The organism is Streptomyces triticagri, from assembly GCF_003429565.1.
Taxonomy (GTDB): domain Bacteria; phylum Actinomycetota; class Actinomycetes; order Streptomycetales; family Streptomycetaceae; genus Streptomyces; species Streptomyces triticagri.
The window spans coordinates 42,381-58,176 of the sequence record NZ_QUAK01000027.1; the positions used below are offsets into that span (position 1 = coordinate 42,381).

The 15,796-nt window shown below is 72.7% G+C and carries 15 protein-coding genes; 5 read left to right on the forward strand and 10 right to left on the reverse strand.

The annotated features are described in order from the left end of the window. Positions 1–3 precede the first annotated feature (3 nt). Together DY218_RS06165 and DY218_RS06170 are read right to left on the reverse strand one after the other, a co-directional pair. A complete protein-coding gene (locus DY218_RS06165) occupies positions 4–1,662 on the reverse strand; it encodes an amidohydrolase (RefSeq protein WP_128554886.1) in 1,659 nt (552 codons plus the stop codon). Between the two features lie 56 nt (positions 1,663–1,718). After that, positions 1,719–3,164: a purine-cytosine permease family protein gene (locus DY218_RS06170; protein WP_128554887.1), complete on the reverse strand. Its 1,446-nt coding sequence runs from the start codon at positions 3,162–3,164 to the stop codon at positions 1,719–1,721. Between the two features lie 173 nt (positions 3,165–3,337). On the opposite strand from DY218_RS06170, the gene DY218_RS06175 reads away from it, so the two are divergent. After that, the gene (locus DY218_RS06175) at positions 3,338–3,934 is read left to right on the forward strand and encodes a TetR/AcrR family transcriptional regulator (protein WP_267899363.1); all 597 of its coding nucleotides are present in this window, start codon (positions 3,338–3,340) and stop codon (positions 3,932–3,934) included. Between the two features lie 6 nt (positions 3,935–3,940). Here DY218_RS06175 and DY218_RS06180 read toward each other — a convergent pair whose 3' ends face one another. The 5 genes from DY218_RS06180 to DY218_RS06200 form a co-directional block, all read right to left on the reverse strand. Then, positions 3,941–4,744 carry a FadR/GntR family transcriptional regulator gene (locus tag DY218_RS06180; RefSeq protein ID WP_128554888.1) on the reverse strand — a complete coding sequence of 268 codons (804 nt, stop codon included), beginning with the start codon at positions 4,742–4,744 and terminating at the stop codon, positions 3,941–3,943. 71 nt (positions 4,745–4,815) lie between these two features. Next, positions 4,816–5,616: an SDR family oxidoreductase gene (locus tag DY218_RS06185; RefSeq protein WP_128554889.1), complete on the reverse strand. Its 801-nt coding sequence runs from the start codon at positions 5,614–5,616 to the stop codon at positions 4,816–4,818. Between the two features lie 59 nt (positions 5,617–5,675). Beyond that, the gene (locus DY218_RS06190; protein ID WP_128554944.1) at positions 5,676–6,752 is read right to left on the reverse strand and encodes an acyl-CoA dehydrogenase family protein; all 1,077 of its coding nucleotides are present in this window, start codon (positions 6,750–6,752) and stop codon (positions 5,676–5,678) included. 2 nt (positions 6,753–6,754) lie between these two features. After that, positions 6,755–7,774, reverse strand: coding sequence for an acyl-CoA dehydrogenase family protein (locus tag DY218_RS06195; RefSeq protein WP_128554890.1), 1,020 nt, complete (start codon positions 7,772–7,774; stop codon positions 6,755–6,757). Beyond that, on the reverse strand, positions 7,774–8,958 hold the full coding sequence (locus DY218_RS06200) for an acyl-CoA dehydrogenase family protein (RefSeq protein ID WP_128554891.1): 1,185 nt from the start codon (positions 8,956–8,958) through the stop codon (positions 7,774–7,776). The genes DY218_RS06195 and DY218_RS06200 overlap by 1 nt, the downstream gene beginning before the upstream one ends. A gap of 131 nt (positions 8,959–9,089) precedes the next feature. On the opposite strand from DY218_RS06200, the gene DY218_RS06205 reads away from it, so the two are divergent. From DY218_RS06205 to DY218_RS06220, 4 genes are read left to right on the forward strand one after another with little or no spacing between them, the layout of a single operon-like run. Beyond that, positions 9,090–10,286 (forward strand): acyl-CoA dehydrogenase family protein, encoded by a 1,197-nt coding sequence (locus DY218_RS06205; RefSeq protein ID WP_128554892.1) that lies wholly within the window; start codon positions 9,090–9,092, stop codon positions 10,284–10,286. Continuing rightward, entirely contained in the window at positions 10,283–11,071 is a 789-nt protein-coding gene (locus DY218_RS06210; protein WP_128554893.1) for an SDR family oxidoreductase, read from the forward strand. Before DY218_RS06205 ends, DY218_RS06210 begins: the two co-directional genes overlap by 4 nt. Before the next feature lie 3 nt (positions 11,072–11,074). Then, positions 11,075–11,662 (forward strand): TetR/AcrR family transcriptional regulator, encoded by a 588-nt coding sequence (locus tag DY218_RS06215; RefSeq protein WP_128554894.1) that lies wholly within the window; start codon positions 11,075–11,077, stop codon positions 11,660–11,662. A 58-nt stretch (positions 11,663–11,720) separates the two neighbouring features. Further along, a complete protein-coding gene (locus DY218_RS06220; protein ID WP_128554895.1) occupies positions 11,721–12,878 on the forward strand; it encodes an acetyl-CoA C-acetyltransferase in 1,158 nt (385 codons plus the stop codon). A gap of 147 nt (positions 12,879–13,025) precedes the next feature. Here the strand turns inward: DY218_RS06220 and DY218_RS06225 are convergent, their stop codons facing one another. Genes DY218_RS06225 through DY218_RS06235 form a run of 3 tightly spaced genes read right to left on the reverse strand, consistent with a single transcriptional unit; the run spans position 13,026 to position 15,786 of the window. Then, entirely contained in the window at positions 13,026–14,105 is a 1,080-nt protein-coding gene (locus DY218_RS06225) for an NAD(P)H-dependent flavin oxidoreductase (RefSeq protein ID WP_128554945.1), read from the reverse strand. A 17-nt stretch (positions 14,106–14,122) separates the two neighbouring features. Then, a complete protein-coding gene (locus DY218_RS06230; RefSeq protein WP_128554896.1) occupies positions 14,123–14,920 on the reverse strand; it encodes a CoA-transferase subunit beta in 798 nt (265 codons plus the stop codon). Next, positions 14,917–15,786, reverse strand: a complete 870-nt coding sequence (locus DY218_RS06235) for a CoA transferase subunit A (RefSeq protein WP_128554946.1) — start codon at positions 15,784–15,786, stop codon at positions 14,917–14,919. The genes DY218_RS06230 and DY218_RS06235 overlap by 4 nt, the downstream gene beginning before the upstream one ends. Between the last annotated feature and the right edge of the window lie 10 nt (positions 15,787–15,796).

Here is a 15,796-nt window from a genome sequence, read left to right on the forward strand (position 1 = left end):
GCGTCAGACCCGGACGTCGTGCTCGACCACCCCGCCGACCACCACCGTCTCGGCGACCGTGCCGGGGATGTCCTCCGGAGCGGCGCGCAGGATGTCGCGGGAGAGGACCACGAAGTCGGCGGCCTTGCCGACGGTCAGTGAACCGCGTTCGTCCTCGAGGAAGTTGGCGTACGCCGACCCCATCGTGTACGCGTGCACCGCGGTCCCCACGTCGACCGTCTCCGCGGGGAGCCAGGCCGGCCCGCCGTCGAGCGAGCGCCGGGTGACGGCCGTGTAGATGCCGACCATCGGGTCCATCTCGGCCACGTTCCAGTCGCTGGAGAAGGCGAGGACCGCGCCCGCCCGCTGCAGGCTGCGCATCGGCCAGGCCTTGTGCCAGCGGTCGGGCCCCACGTTCTCCGCCCAGTCCTTGCCGGGCCCCGCGACCTCCGGGGCGCAGTGCCGCGGCTGCATGCAGGCGACCACCCCGAGTGCGGCGAAACGCCCGGTGTCGGCCGGGTCGAGGCATTCGACGTGGACGACCTGGTGGCGGGCGTCGCGCGGTCCGTTCAACTCGCGGGCGTGCGCGACCGCGTCGAGGACGGTACGGATGCCGCGGTCGCCGGTGGCGTGCACGAAGCACTGGAAGCCCCGGGCATCCAGCTTGGCGAGCAGCTCCCCGAATTCGTCCGCCGGATAGAAGGTGTCACCGCGGTGCTGCCCGCATCCGGTGTACGGCTCGAGCAGGGCGGCCGTACGGGGCTCCACCACATCGTCGATGTACAGCTTGAGCGGGCCGACCCGCAGCCGGTCGTCCCGGTACCTCCGGGCCGCCGCCGCGAAGTCGTCCAGGTCGGCGTCGCCGGTGCCGCGCGGGTGGAACAAGGCCGCGACGATCCGCGACCGCAGCCGGCCCTCGGCGCGGGCACGCTCGAAGAGGGCCAGATCGTCCAGGGAGTTCTGCGGCTCGACGACGGTGGTGATGCCGTAACGGATCGCGTCGTCCAGGGACTTGGCGAGCCTGCCGTACTGCCGGTCGGGCGAGGCCCACGGGACGCCGAGCTCGCGCAGTGCGCGGTGGCCGTCGCGGGAGAGGCCCTTGACGGCGAAGTCCCTGATGAATCCGGTGGGTTCACCGGTCGCCGGGTCGGTCTCCGCCTCGCCGTACGGGAGCGAGGTGTGGTCGCGGTCGATGCCGAGGCGGCGCAGGGCGGCGGTGTTGAGCCAGGCGGTGTGCACGTCGTAGCTGAGGACGAAGGCCGGGGTGTCGCCCGTGACCGGGTCCAGGTCGGCGGCGGTGGGCATCCGGCCGCCGGGGATCGCCGAGTAGTCGAAGGCCTCCGCCTCGATCCAGGGGGCGTCCGGGTGCGCGGAGCGCCAGTCGCCGATGCGCCGGTGGATCTCGTCGAGGGTGTCCGCGCCGGCGAGTTGGACGCAGGCGTCGTCGGAGCCCAGGCGTACGTGGTTGTGCGCGTCGATGAAGCCGGGCAGGACCAGTTTCCCGGCGGCGTCGAGGACCCGGGTGCCGGGGCCCGTCCACTGCTCGGCCTCCGCGTCCGTGCCGACATGGACGAGCACCCCGTCGCGTACGGCGAGCGCCTGCGCCTCGGGCTGCTGCGGGTCGACGGTGTGGATGCGCGCGCCGCGCAGGACCAGGTCGGCGGGGCGGGAGGTGTGGGACATCGGGGGTGACTCCTGGGGTGGTGCGGGTTCTTGGTGGGCGTCCGGGTGCTTCGGGGTCAGTCGGAGGCGGCGAGAGGGCGGGCGGCGTCCGCCCGTATGCGGCCGCGGGCGAGCAGCCAGTACGTGGCGGCGGCGACGACCGAGCCGAGCAGGGTGAGGTCGGCGCCGCCGAGCGGTGCCACCAGCGGGCCCGTCCACAGTTCGGAGTCGCAGGTCAGGGCGGCGAAGGCCATACCGGTGAGCAGGGCTGCCGCCCCGGCGGGGTGGCAGCCGGCGCGGTACCAGTAGGCGCCGTCGCGTCCCTGGTGCAGCGCGGCCGCGTCGTAACGGCAGCGGCGCAGCACCATGTCCGCGAGGAACACCCCGCCCCATGGCGCGAACACGATGATCAGCAGGGAGAGGAAGGACAGCAGGGACTCGGTGAAATCGGTGAGGAAGAGCGCGTACAGCGAACCGGCCGCGGTGACGCCCGCACTGATCAGGATGGCCTTCGAGCGGCTCCACGGGATGCCGAGCACCTGCAGATTCAGGCTGGACGAGTAGAGCGTGATGATCGAGTTGGTGACGGACCCGCCGAGCACCAGGGCGAGGAAGAGCGGCTGGAACCAGCCCGGCAGGAGCCCCTCCGTGCCCGCCACCGCATCCGTCATGTCGGCCTGGGTGGCGGCCGCGACGCCTGCGATGCCGAGGGCGACGGAGGAGACGAAGCCGCCGATCGCGCCGGACCAGGTGATCGAGCGCAGCGAGGTCGACCGCGGCAGATACCGGGTGTAGTCGGCGGGCATCGGCAGGTACGAGAACGGCCCGGCCAGCATCACCACGAAGGCGAGGCTCCACCCGGAGGCCCCGGGCACGACGCCGGAAGGCCCGGTGTCGGCACCGGGCAGCAGGAACACGAGCAGGGCCGCGAAGCCGATCGCGAGGACGTACGCCATCCAGCGTTCGGCCCACTGCACGGTCGCATGGCCCCACATGGCGACCGCGAAGGTGAGCAGCAGCGTCACGCACAGCGCGAGTGCCCGCGCCAGGTCGCCGCCGTGCCACCCGAGGTCGCGGAAGAAGGCGTCGAGGGCGAGGGTGCCGACGACCGTGTTCACGATCGTGTAGCCGATGCTGACCACCCAGTTGAGCAGCCCGGCCGGCCAGTTGCCGCGCACTCCGAAGGCGGCGCGCGAGATCACGAGGGTGGCGGTGCCGGTACGGATGCCGCTCAGGCCGGCCGCGCTGATCGCGAAGAACGCCAGACCGCCGATCACCACGACGCCGGTGGCCTGCCAGAAGGAGAGGCCGAAGGCGACGGCGAGGGCGCCGTTGATGACGTAGGTGAACGTCAGATTGGAGCCGAACCAGAGCCAGAACAGGTCCTTGGCGCTGCCGTGCCGCTCGGCGTCCGGGATGGGGTCGATGCCGTGCGACTCGACCTGGAACACCTCGTCCGTGCCGGGCCCGGTGGGGGCGGGCGCGGTCGGTGGGATTGCCTCCGCTGTGCCCTGCTGTGTCATCCGGGTCCCTTCGGCAGCCTTGAACGACGTTCTAAAATATTGAACGGCATTCAAGATGCGCCCCGACTCCGGGAGGCGTCAAGACCCCGGCCGAAAACGACGGCACGGAACGGGAGCTAGGGTCGGTTGCCGCGGAAGCACAGGCGGACAGCTCGGGACGAGGAGGCGCGGCGGTGGCGGGGCGACGCAACGACGGACGGCTGGCCGGGGACCGGATCCTGCAGGAGGCCATGACCGCCATCGCCGAGGAAGGGCTCGCCACACTCACGATGGCCGCACTCGGCCGGCGCCTCGGGACCAGCGGCGGACACATCCTGTACTACTTCGGCAGCAAGGACCGGCTGCTGCTCGAGACCCTGCGCTGGAGCGAGAACGGCCTGGCCGAGGAGCGGCGGACGCTGCTCGGCCGGCGCGTGACGGCCGGCCGCAAGCTGGATCTGTTCGTCGAGCTCTATCTGCCGCGCGGTCCGCGCGACCCGCGCTGGACGCTCTGGCTCGAGCTGTGGGCCCGTACCTCCGCCGACGCGGAACTGCAGCGGGCCCAGGAGGAGATCGATCGTGGCTGGCACGACGATCTGGTCACGCTGCTCGCCAAAGGGATGGAGCAGGGTCGCTTCAAGGAGCGGGACCCCGAGGCCCGCGCCGGTGAACTCCTCGCCCTGCTCGACGGGTTGAGCACCCGCGTGGTGCTCGGCCAGCGCGCGGCGGACCGCGAGCGGGCTCTGGCGACGGCGCGCTCCGCGGCGACCCGGCTGCTCGACCGGGTGTGACGTCCCCTACGCCGCCCCCGTGCCGGCGCCGCCTTCGTTCCCGCCCTCGCCATCGCCCGCCACGAGCGTGCCGTGGAAGCCGCGGATGTGCTGTTCCACCAGGTCCGCGGCGCGGGCGCCGTCGCCGGCCCGGACCAGTCGGAGCAGCTCGGTGTGCTCGGCGTTGAGCCCGCGGGCCGTCTCCGGCCAGTCGTCGCCGGTGGCCTCCTCGGCCTGAAGGATGAGCGTCCGTACGGACTCCCGTACCGCCGAAGTCAGCGTGGAGATCAGCTCGTTGCCCGAGCTGCGGGCGATGTGGACGTGGAAGCTGGTGTCCAGGTCGTTGAACTCGGAGACCGGGAGTGCGGGGTCCTGCATGCGCTCGAGGACGGCCTCGGCCTCGGCGAGCTCCTCCGCGGAGGCCGAGCGCGCGGCCGCCTCGAAGCTGGAGCGCTCCAGGGTGACCCGCGCCTCCATCACGTCCTGGAGGCTGTAGCTGCCGAGCGCCACATGCAGGCGGAGCAGCCGGCCGAGGGCGCTGTCGGGGTTCTGCACGATGCGGGCGCCTGCGTCGGGGCCGCGGCCCGCGTTCGCCACCAGGACGCCGATCGTCTCCATCACCCTGAGGGCCTCGCGCAGGGCGGAACGGCTGACCCCGAGCACGGGGGCGAGCTCGCGCTCCGGCGGGAGCCGGTCGCCGGCCTTGAGGCGGCCGGTGAGCACCTGCTCCTCGATGCTCTCCAGGACCAGTTCATGTGTTCGTGACTGCCGGACCGGACGCCATTCGGCCACTGTCGGCACCTCCCCAAACCGCTTGCCGTATCCGTCCATGACTATGTCATAACGGGGCTAAGGTCCGACCATAAACCGGTGACGGCCGACCGGCGACCCGGGGTGCCGTGTCAGCGCGCCCCGCCGCGCACGGCACCACCCGGCCGCGATGCGAGGAATCGGGCCGGCAGCTCGCCCCCGCCGTGCACCGCGAGATCGGCCCCGTTGACGTAACCGGACAGATCGCCCGCCAGGAACAGGCAGGCGCGGGCCACGTCTTCGGGTACCGCCATCCGCTGCATCGGGACGACCGCCGCGACCGCGGCACCACCGTCCGGGCCGTAGACCTCGGCCGCGCTGTCGGTGCGGATCAGGCCGGCGGTGATGTGGTTGACCCGCACCCGGGGTGCCCACTCCAGGGCCAGCGCCCGGGTGAGCGCGAGGAGCCCGGCCTTGGCCGCGGAGTAGGCGGCGGTGCCCGGCTGCGGGTCATGGGCGGCGACACTGCCGATGTTGATGACCGTGCCGCCGGAGTCCTGCTCGCGCATCACCCTGTTGGCCGCCTGCGACACATGGAACGGCCCGAGCAGGTTCAGCGCCACGACCTTCTCCACGAACCGCGGCGAGACGGACGCCGAGTCGGCGTCCGGCGAGCCGCCCGCGTTGTTCACCAGGACGTCGAGCCGTCCGAACCGCCGTACGGCGAAGTCGACGAGCGCCGCAGCCTGGCTCGCCTCGCGCACGTCACAGGCGTGGAAGACCGCCTCCCGGCCGCCGGCCGACGGCAGCCGCGCGGGCTCGCTCCGGCCGCACACCACCAGCTCCGCGCCGGCCGCGAGGAACGTCTCGGCGATGCACGCGCCGATGCCCTTCGTGCCGCCGGTGACCAGGGCCACGCGCCCCGTGAGATCCAGCGGATTGCCGATGTCCATACGTGTGTGGGCCTCTCGTGAAGTCGGGGCGTCCGCCGCCTTGGCCGTACGGAGCGGAGTCAGCCGCCCGGCAGTCCGATGTGCGCCGCAAGCCGGGCCCGGTGCCCGGCCGCCGTGCCGAACAACTGCCCTGCTCCGTGCGCCCGTTTGAAGTAGCGGTGCGCGTCGTGTTCCCAGGTGATGCCGATGCCGCCGTGCAGCTGGATCATCTCGCCGGCCACCGCCGCGTACGCCTCCGCGCACACCGACCCGGCGACCGCCGCGAGCCGGGGCAGCGACCGCGGATCCAGATCGGCCGCCGCGGCCGCCGCGAGCGCCGCCGAACGCGCCGACTCCACCTGCACATAGGCGTCCGCCAGGCGGTGCCCGACCGCCTGGAACGAGCCGATCGGCCGCCCGAACTGCACACGCTGCAGCACGTGCTGGACGGTCAGCTCGAGACACCGCGCGGCGGCCCCGGTCTGCTCCGCGGCCAGCGCGGTCACCGCCAGATCCCGTACGTGCCGCAGGACCCGCGCCCCGTCGGCGGCGTCGCCGACCGGGGTCCCGGCCGCACCGTCGAACTCCCAACGAGCCTGCGCCCGCGTCCCGTCCATCGTCACCGACGGCTCGCGGCGCACTCCGGCACCGTCCACCGCGACCTCGAAGAGCCCGACCGCATCCGGTCCGGTCCGGGCCGCCGCGAGCAGCAACTGCGCCCCGCCGCAGTCCAGTACGTGCTCCTTGGCGCCGGAGACCAGCCACCCGCCGTCGGACCCGCGCACCGCCTCGGCACGGATCGCCTCCGGCTCCCAGGAACCGCCCTCGGCCCAGGCCAGCACACCCACTGCCGCTCCGTCGGCGAGCCCGGGCAGCAGGCGCGCGCAGGCGGGCCGGTCCCCGGTGGCCAGCAGCGCGCCCGCCACCAGGACCGACGACCCGAGGAACGGCACCGGGCTGAGCACCCGCCCCAGTTCCTCCATCACCACCGCCACGTCCCGGGCGCCGCCGCCGGCCCCGCCGTACTCCTCGGGCACGGCGAGACCCGCCGCCCCGATCTGCCCGGCGAGCGGCTGCCAGGCCGCGGCACCCTCCGTGCGCGCCAGCAACGCCCGTACGGCGGACCGCAGTTCGTCCTGCTCCGGTGTCGTCCGCATGCTCACGCGGTCGCCTCCGTACCGGCCGCCGACAGGACCCGGGCCCGGCAGGCGGCCGGGGTGCCCCAGGCGTCCCGCAGCGGACGGGCCTTGCGGATCCACAGCGAGAGCCCGAGCTCGTCGGTGTAGCCGAGCGCGCCGTGCAACTGCAGTGCGGTGCGCGACGCCCGGTAGGCGGCCTCGCCGGCCGCCACCTTCGCCGCCGCGACCTCACGGCCCGCATCCGGCGAGCACCCGGCCAGCGCCAACGCCGCCGCGTGCACCAGGGGAGCGGCGAACTCGAGCCCGAGCAGCGTGTCCGCAAGCCGGTGCTTGACCGCCTGGAACGAACCCACCTGCACCCCGAACTGGGCCCGCTGCTTGACGTGTTCGACGGTGCCCGCGAGCAGCTTCCGCCCGACACCGAGCGCCTGCGCCGCCGTCATCAGGGCCGCCACATCGGCGGCGTGCGCGGCCGCCGCGGTCACCTCGGGGCCCTGCGCCAGCACGGTCCCGACCTGCGGCGCCGCGAGCCGCCGCGCCGGATCGGCCGAGGGCTGCACCGGCCCCCAGCCCGCCGCGATCCGCAGCGTGTCCCCTTCCACCACGAGCACCGCGTCCGCGGCGTCCGCATCCAGGGCGTACGGCCCCTGCGCGGCGAGCTGCAGCGATGCGGACCGCTTCCCGGACGCGATCTCGGCGAGCAGGCCGCCGCCGACCGGGTCCGCACCGGACGCCTCCGCGTGCCGCCCGAGCAGCGCCGCCGCCGCGACCGTCTCGACCACCGGGCCGGGCACCGCATGCCTGCCCAACACCTCGAAGGCGACGGTCAGTTCGACCGGCAGCGGACCGAGGCCCTGGTACCGCTCGGGCACCGCGAGCCCGAAGACCCCGGAGTCCGAGAGCCGCGCCCACAGCGCCCGTCCGGGTCCGTGATCGCCGGCCGCCCAGGCACGCACCGCCCCCTCGGTGCCGGCGGCACCGAGCATGCCGTCCAGGGACCGCGCGAAATCCCGGGTCTCCGGATCGAGGAGGAACCGCATCACCGGCGTCCCTTCGGAAGGCCGAGCAGCCGCTCGGCGACGATGTCGCGCTGAATCTCGTTCGTACCGGCGTAGACGGGTCCGGCGAGCGAGAAGGTGTAGCCCTCGGCCCAGGCGCCGCCGTCCGGTGCGTCGGGCGCACCGTCGGAGAGTTCACCGAGCGGGCCGAGCACATCGAGCGCCGCCTCGTGCAGCGCGATGTCCAGCTCGGACCAGAAGATCTTGTTCAGACTCGACGAGGCACCCGATGCGCGACCGCCCGTATCCACGCCGGCGGCGAGCGCCGACACCCCTGCGTACGCGAAGAGTTGATAGGCGCGCGCCCCGATCACCGCGTCCGCGACCCGGTCGCGCAGCGCCGAGTCCGCCGGGTCCGCGTGCTGCCGCCACAGTGCGGTCAGCCGCTCGGCCGCGGCCGTGAACCGGCCGGGGCTGCGCAGGGTGAGCCCGCGCTCGTCGCCCGCGGTGCTCATCGCCACCCGCCAGCCCTGGTGCGGCTCGCCGATCACATCCTCGTCCGGTACGAACACCTCGTCGAGGAAGAGTTCCGCGAAGGCCGGCTTGCCGTCCAGTCGTCCGATCGGCCGCACCGTCACGCCCTCCGCGTCCAGCGGGAACATCAGATACGTCAGGCCCCGGTGCGGCCGGTCCGCGCCCGGATCGCTGCGGAAGAGGCCGAACGCCCGGTCCGCGAACGCCGCCCGCGACGACCACGTCTTCTGCCCGCTGATCCGCCAACCGCCCTCGGCCCGCACCGCGGTGGAGGTCAGCGAGGCCAGATCCGACCCCGCCTCCGGCTCCGACCAGGCCTGCGCCCAGATCACCTCGCCGCTCGCCATCGGCGGCAGGATCCGGGCGCACTGCTGCGCACTGCCGTGCTCCAGCAGGGTCGGCGCGAGCAGACTGATGCCGTTCTGGCTGACCCGGCCGGGCGCGCCCGCCGCGTAGTACTCCTCCTCGAAGATCAGCCAGTGCAGCAGCGGGACACCCCGGCCGCCGTACTCCTCGGGCCAGGAGACCACCGACCAGCGGTCCGCGGACAGCGTCCGCTCCCACTCCCGGTGCGCGGCGAAACCCTCCGCGGTCTCCAGGGACGGCAGCGGGACGTCCGGTACATGGGTGGCCAGCCAGTCGCGCACCTCGGCGCGGAAGGCGTCGTCGGCGGGTGTGAAGTCGAGGTCCATCAGGCACCTGTCCGCTGCTCGTCGTGGTGCGCGGCTGCGGTGCGCGTGCGGCTGTGTGTGCGGGCGCGGGTGTGGGCCGTCGGCATCGCCACTCCTTCCCTAACAAGTGTTTGGTAGATTAACGTACTGCCATGAGCAGCGTCGAGGAGTTCCGCGCCGAGATCCGTGACTGGCTCGCCACCCACCTCACCGGTGAGTTCGCGGTCCTGCGGGGCCGCGGCGGCCCGGGCCGTGAGCACGAGGCGTATCCCGAACGCCTCGCCTGGGAACGGCACTTGGCCGCCGAGGGCTGGACGTGCATCGGCTGGCCCGAGGAGTACGGCGGCCGGGGCGCCACACTCGAGCAGCAGGTCGCCTTCCACGAGGAATACGCCCTCGCGCGCGCCCCTGCCCGGGTCAACCACATCGGGGAGCAGCTGCTCGGCCCGACCCTCATCGCGTTCGGCACCCCCGAGCAGCGTGCCCGCTTCCTGCCGCCGATCGCCGCGGTCGAGGAACTCTGGTGCCAGGGCTACAGCGAACCGGACGCCGGATCCGACCTGGCGAACATCCGCACCAGGGCCGAGCTCACCGGCGGCGGGGCGGACGGCGACTGGTCCGTCACCGGCCAGAAGACCTGGACCTCGCTTGCCCACGAGGCCGACTGGTGCTTCGTGGTGGCCCGCACCGACCCCGCATCCCGGCGCCACCACGGGCTCTCGTACCTCCTGGTGCCGCTCGACCAGCCGGGCGTCGAGGTGCGGCCGATCACCCAGCTGACCGGGACATCCGAGTTCAACGAGGTCTTCTTCGACGGGGCGCGCACCGCGGCCGGGAACATCGTCGGCGCGCCCGGCGACGGCTGGCAGGTGGCCATGGCCACTCTCGGCTTCGAGCGCGGCGTCTCCACACTCGGCCAACAGGTGGGCTTCCGGCAGGAGTTGGAAGCCCTGATCGCGCTCGCCAGGAGCAACGGCGCGGCGGACGACCCGCTGATCCGCGACCGCCTCGCACGCGCCTGGGCCGGCCTGGAGACCATCCGCGCCAACGCGCTGCGGATGCTCGACGGTGTCGCCGCCGGCGCACCGGGCCCCGAGGCCTCCATCGGCAAGATCTTCTGGGCCACCTGGCACCGCGAACTCGGCGAACTCGCCATGGACGTGTGCGGCGCGGGCGGCATGCTGGTGCCGAGTGGGGCACCGGCGGCCGGCGAGCCCTACGACCTCGACGACTGGCAGCGGCTCTATCTCTTCTCCCGCGCCGACACCATCTACGCCGGGTCGAACGAGATCCAGCGCACGATCATCGCCGAGCGCGTCCTCGGCCTGCCCAAGGAGGCCCGCCCGTGACCGGAAAGCCCCCGCCCTATGTGCAGGGACACGGACTGCTCGCCGGACGGACGGCCGTCGTCACCGCCGCGGCCGGCGCCGGGATCGGCGGCGCCACCGCGCGGAAGCTTCTGGAGGAGGGCGCCCGGGTGGTGATCGGTGACGCGCACGCGCGGCGCCTCGGGGAGAGCGTCGTCGCCCTGGCCGGTGAGTTCGGTGCGGACCAGGTCGCCGGACTGCCCTGCGACGTCACCGACGAGGAGCAGATCGACGCGCTCCTCGCGCTCGCGGTCCGGCGCCACGGCGGACTCGACCTGGTGGTCAACAACGCCGGTCTTGGCGGCACTTCGGACCTCGTGGAGATGACCGACGACGCCTGGAACAAGGTCGTGGACGTCACCCTCGGCGGCACCTTCCGCTGCACCCGCGCCGCCCTGCGCATCCTCAAGGAGCAGGACACCGGCGGGGTCATCGTCAACAACGCCTCGGTGATCGGCTGGCGCGCCCAGCGCGGCCAGTCCCACTACGCCGCAGCCAAGGCCGGGGTGATGGCCCTGACCCGCTGCTCGGCCCTGGAGGCGGCGGACTACGGCGTACGGATCAACGCGGTCGCCCCGAGCCTCGCCATGCACCCCCACCTGGTGAAGGTCACCACCCCCGAACTGCTCGCCGAACTCACCGAGGGCGAGGCCTTCGGCCGATACGCCGAACCCTGGGAGATCGCCAATGTCATCGTCTTCCTGGCCAGCGACTACTCTTCGTACCTCACCGGCGAGACGGTCTCCGTCAGCAGCCAGCGGGCCTAGACGGTGCGTCCCTCGCCCGAGCGCCACGGTCAACTCCTGGCCACCGCGGCCGAGGTGTTCGCCGCCGAGGGCTACGACGCGACGACGGTGCGGCGGATCGCGGATGCGGCCGGGATGCTCGCGGGCAGCCTCTACTACCACTTCGACTCCAAGGAGGCGATGCTGGACGAGATCCTCTCGGGCTTCCTGGACGAGCTGCGGGAGGGCTACGACGCCGTACTGGCCGCCGCTCTCGGGCCGCGCGAGACCCTCGAGGCGCTGGTCACCGAGTCCTTCCGGGAGATCGACCGGCACCGCGCCGCGGTCGCCATCTACCAGAAGGAGTCCCGGCAGCTGGCGGCACAGCCCCGCTTCCGCCATCTCGCCGACACCCAGGTGCACTTCGAGCAGGCCTGGCTCGGCACCCTGGAACGCGGCGTCGCCGACGGGGTGTTCAGGGACGACCTGGACATCCGCCTCACCTACCGCTTCGTACGCGACACGGTGTGGGTGGCGGCCTCCTGGTACCGGCCGGGCGGACTGCACAGGCCGGAGGAGATCGCCCGCCAGTACCTCTCCGTGGTGCTCGAAGGCATAGCCGTACCTCGATGAAGACCGCCGTACCCCGGTGAACCCCCAAGCGAACGACCGACACCCCCAAGGAGCAGTCATGGCCGACGCCTACATCGTCGACGCCGTCCGTACGCCCGTGGGCCGCCGCAAGGGCGGGCTCGGCGGCGTACATCCCGCGGACCTGGGCGCGCACGTGCTGAGCGAGCTCGTCGAGCGGACCGGCGTGGACCCCGCCGCCGTCGAGGACGTCGTCCTCGGCTGCCTGGACGCCGTCGGGCCGCAGGCCGGCGACATCGCGCGAACCGCCTGGCTGGCGGCGGGACTTCCCGAAGAGGTGCCCGGGACCACGGTGGACCGGCAGTGCGGTTCCTCGCAGCAGGCCGTGCACTTCGCCGCTCAGGGTGTGCTCTCCGGCACCCAGGACCTGGTCGTCGCGGGCGGCACCCAGAACATGACGATGATCCCGATCGCCTTCGCCTCCCGGCAGGCCGCCGAACCGCTCGGTCTGACCGAGGGCCCCTTCGCGGGCTCCGAGGGCTGGCGGGCCCGCTACGGCGACCAGCCCGTCAACCAGTTCCACGGCGCCGAGCTGATCGCCGAGAAGTGGGGCATCACCCGTGACGACCAGGAGGCCTTCGCGCTGCGGTCGCACCAGCGTGCCGTACGGGCCGTCGACGAGGGCCGCTTCGACCGCGAGACCGTCGCGTACGGCGACGTCACCACCGACGAGGGCCCGCGCCGCGACACCTCCCTGGAGAAGATGGCGAACCTGGACCCGGTGGTGGCCGGCGGCACCATCACCGCCGCCTGTTCCTCGCAGGTCTCCGACGGTGCGGCGGCCCTGCTCATCGCATCCGAGCGCGCCGTGCGCGAGCACGGGCTGACTCCGCGCGCCCGTATCCACCATCTCTCGGTGCGCGGCGAGGACCCGATCAGGATGCTGTCCGCACCCATCCCGGCCACCGCGTACGCCCTCAAGAAGGCCGCGATGTCCCTGGACGACATCGACCTGGTGGAGATCAACGAGGCCTTCGCGCCGGTGGTACTCGCCTGGCTGAAGGAGACCGGCGCCGATCCCGAGCGGGTCAACGTCAACGGCGGCGCGATCGCCCTCGGCCACCCGCTCGGCGCGACCGGCGCCCGCCTGATGACCACCCTGCTGCACGAACTGGAGCGCACCGGCGGCCGGTTCGGTCTGCAGACCATGTGCGAGGGCGGGGGACAGGCCAATGTGACGATCATCGAGCGGCTGTGAACGGCGACCGGTGAAGGGGGCGGTCGGGTTTCTCCGGCCGCCCCTGTGATCCAGACGCCCCTGTGATCCAGACGCCCCTGTGATCCAGACGCCCCTGTGATCCGGCCGGCCATGTGAGTCGTCGTCGTACGTGCGAGTCCCGCCCTGTCACCGCGGCAGCGACTTCGGCAGCGACTTCGGCAGCGACTTCGGCAGCGACTTCAGGGTCGCGTGCGCCTCCGCCATCACCCGGTCCACCAGCTCGGCGCAGGACGGCAGATCGTCGATCAGGCCCGCGACCTGACCCGACGCCATCACGCCACGATCCGTACGGCCGTCCACCATCGAGGACTTCAGCATCATCGGGGTGTTCGCGGCGAGCAGCACCTGGCTCCAGGTGAGCTCCTTGCCGTGTTTCATGGCCAGGCCGTCGCGGACCAGAGTGGCCCAACTCGCCCCGGACTCCTTCTTGAACGCCGCCGCGTGCCCGACCGCCCGCAGCAGCGCCGCGGCCCGCCCGGACCGCTCGAGGGCGTCGACGAGCTCCGTACGCAGCATCCGGTGCGGCAGCCCGTCCACCCGGGTGGTCACCGTGACGTCCTTGACCGCGGCCGCCAGATACTTCGCCTTCACCGCGTCCGGCACCGTGCTGTCCGAGGTGAGCAGGAATCGGGTGCCCATGGCGATCCCCGCGGCCCCGTACGACAGAGCGGCCACCAGGCCCCGCCCGTCGTGGAAGCCACCGGCCGCCACCACGGGGATGTCCACCGCGTCCACGACCTGCGGCAGCAGCACCGTGGTGGCCACCTCACCGGTGTGCCCGCCGCCCTCACCGCCCTGCACAAGCACCGCGTCCGCACCCCAGGCGGCCACCTTCTCGGCATGCCGACGGGCCCCGACGGACGGGATGACCACCACCCCGGCGTCCTTGAGGCGCCCGATCAGCGCCTCGGACGGGGCGAGGGCGAAGGACGCCACCCGCACCCCCTCCGCGATGATCACATCGACCCGTTCGCCCGCGTCCCCGGCATCGGCCCGCAGATTCACCCCGAACGGCGCGTCCGTACGGGACTTGACCTCCCGTACCGCCGCGCGCAGTTGCTCCACCGACATGGTGGCCGAGGCGAGGATGCCGAGCGCGCCCGCGTTCGCCGATGCGGAGACCAGCCGCGGGCCCGCCACCCAGCCCATCCCGGTCTGCACGATCGGACACCGCACCCCGGTCAGCTCGGTGAGCGGCGTCCCGATGGCGGCCGGCCCGCCGCTCACGCCGGCACCTCGCGCTCGCGCAGCCCTTTCGGGTCCACCACCTCGCGGATCAGGCGGAGTTCGACGTCCGTGGGCTGCCGGGTGTACGGCACCTCTTCCGGTACGACGAGGGCGAACCCGGTGGCCTCGGTGACCTGTTGGACGCTGACGCCCGGGTGCAGCGACCTGAGCCGCATGGTGCGGTCCGGTGTCTCGAAGTCGAACACCCCCAGATTGCTGATGACTTCGGGAATCCGGTGGTAGCGCATGGCGGAAGGGCCCGCCTCGGCCGCCCGGTCGTGACCCACCCCGCTGACCATGTCCACCCGATCGACGAAGACCCGGGACGAATGCCGCGGCACCCAGTAACTCGTCGGATTGTTCAGGGTGTTGACCGGTGCGCCGCGCACACCGAGCAGCTGCCGGGTGGGGCGCTCCCAGGGGCCGATGCAGGAGATGTTCTGATTGCCGTGCCGGTCGATCTGGCTCGCGCCCATCATCACGTGCCGCCGCCCGGTCGCGGTGAGCGCCAGATGCTGCCGGAACGGCAGCCAGCCCTCCACCGCGTCCGGCCGCTGCCCCACCGCGGGCACATCGGCCATCAACAGCGCCTCACCGTCGGTCAGCAGCAGCTCCGGCGAGAACGTCAGCCGGGCCAGTCGCGCCCCGATCGTCGGCACCGTCCCCATCGGGCTCGCCAGCACCTCGCCCGCGTTCCGCCAGGCCTCCGCGCAGGCCACCACGCAGTACTCGGCACGCGTCACGGTGGAGGCGCCGGTGCTGCCGGACGGAGTTGCGGTCCCGTACGCGCTCATGCCGCATCGCCCTTCTTGGCGGACTGCTCCTGGTGGAACGCGGCGACGGCGGCCTGATAGGCGGCCTCGTCCCCGGACAGGAACCGCTCGCGGAACGCCGGCCAGGCCTCCGGGTCGCGGGCGGCGGCCACATAGGCGCGTTGGAAGGCCTCGTCCCGGTCGTGGTCGGGGGCGCAGGAGGTGAAGTGTGCGCCGTGCGGCGTCTCCACCACCCCGTGCACGAACAGCCGCTTCACGAGCAGCGTCTGCGGCCCGTGCTCCTTGAGCAGGTCCGCCGTCTCCACCACCTGTTCGCAGGACACATACGCCTGCTCCGCCGCCTCGCAGAACAGATCGTCGAAGTACGGGTCGGGGCCCAGGTACTGGCCGTTGCCGTACGGGTCGGCGCGGTTGAGGTGCACCAGGGCGGCGTCGAGGCGCAGCGCCTTCGCGGCCACCAGCTCCTCGCCGTCCTCGTACGGTGAAGTGACCGTGCGCAGCGAGGGGTTGACCCTCAGCACGTCCGAGCCGAGGCCGGCCCGTACCGGCATGAACGGCAGCCGGTGCGCGCCCGCGGTGAGGCCCCACATGAACATCGCCTCGTCCAGCTCCACGAACTCGAAGTCCCCGCGCTGCCGGGCCGCGGTGAAGTGCGGCTCCAGCGGCACCGAGTCCAGCGTCGCGAAGGCGGCGACCAGCTTCCGTATCTTCCCGGCGGCCGCGAGCAGTCCGACGTCGGGGCCGCCGTACGACACCACGGTCAGATCGGTGACGTCGGACCGCAACAGCGCCCTGACCAGGGCCATCGGCTTGCGCCGCGACCCCCAGCCGCCGATGCCGACCGTCATGCCGCTCTCGATGCGGCCGGCGACCTCCTCGGCCGTCATGATCTTGGTG

Excerpts from the sequence above, each read along its gene's own strand:
- DY218_RS06235 (WP_128554946.1), bottom strand. The coding sequence starts at position 15,786 with ATGACGGCCGAGGAGGTCGCCGGCCGCATCGAGAGCGGCATGACGGTC.
- DY218_RS06220 (WP_128554895.1), top strand. The coding sequence starts at position 11,721 with ATGGCCGACGCCTACATCGTCGACGCCGTCCGTACGCCCGTGGGCCGC.
- DY218_RS06165 (WP_128554886.1), bottom strand. The coding sequence starts at position 1,662 with ATGTCCCACACCTCCCGCCCCGCCGACCTGGTCCTGCGCGGCGCGCGC.
- DY218_RS06180 (WP_128554888.1), bottom strand. The coding sequence starts at position 4,744 with ATGGACGGATACGGCAAGCGGTTTGGGGAGGTGCCGACAGTGGCCGAA.
- DY218_RS06200 (WP_128554891.1), bottom strand. The coding sequence starts at position 8,958 with ATGGACCTCGACTTCACACCCGCCGACGACGCCTTCCGCGCCGAGGTG.
- DY218_RS06170 (WP_128554887.1), bottom strand. The coding sequence starts at position 3,164 with ATGACACAGCAGGGCACAGCGGAGGCAATCCCACCGACCGCGCCCGCC.
- DY218_RS06185 (WP_128554889.1), bottom strand. The coding sequence starts at position 5,616 with ATGGACATCGGCAATCCGCTGGATCTCACGGGGCGCGTGGCCCTGGTC.
- DY218_RS06205 (WP_128554892.1), top strand. The coding sequence starts at position 9,090 with ATGAGCAGCGTCGAGGAGTTCCGCGCCGAGATCCGTGACTGGCTCGCC.
- DY218_RS06195 (WP_128554890.1), bottom strand. The coding sequence starts at position 7,774 with ATGCGGTTCCTCCTCGATCCGGAGACCCGGGATTTCGCGCGGTCCCTG.
- DY218_RS06190 (WP_128554944.1), bottom strand. The coding sequence starts at position 6,752 with ATGCGGACGACACCGGAGCAGGACGAACTGCGGTCCGCCGTACGGGCG.
- DY218_RS06230 (WP_128554896.1), bottom strand. The coding sequence starts at position 14,920 with ATGAGCGCGTACGGGACCGCAACTCCGTCCGGCAGCACCGGCGCCTCC.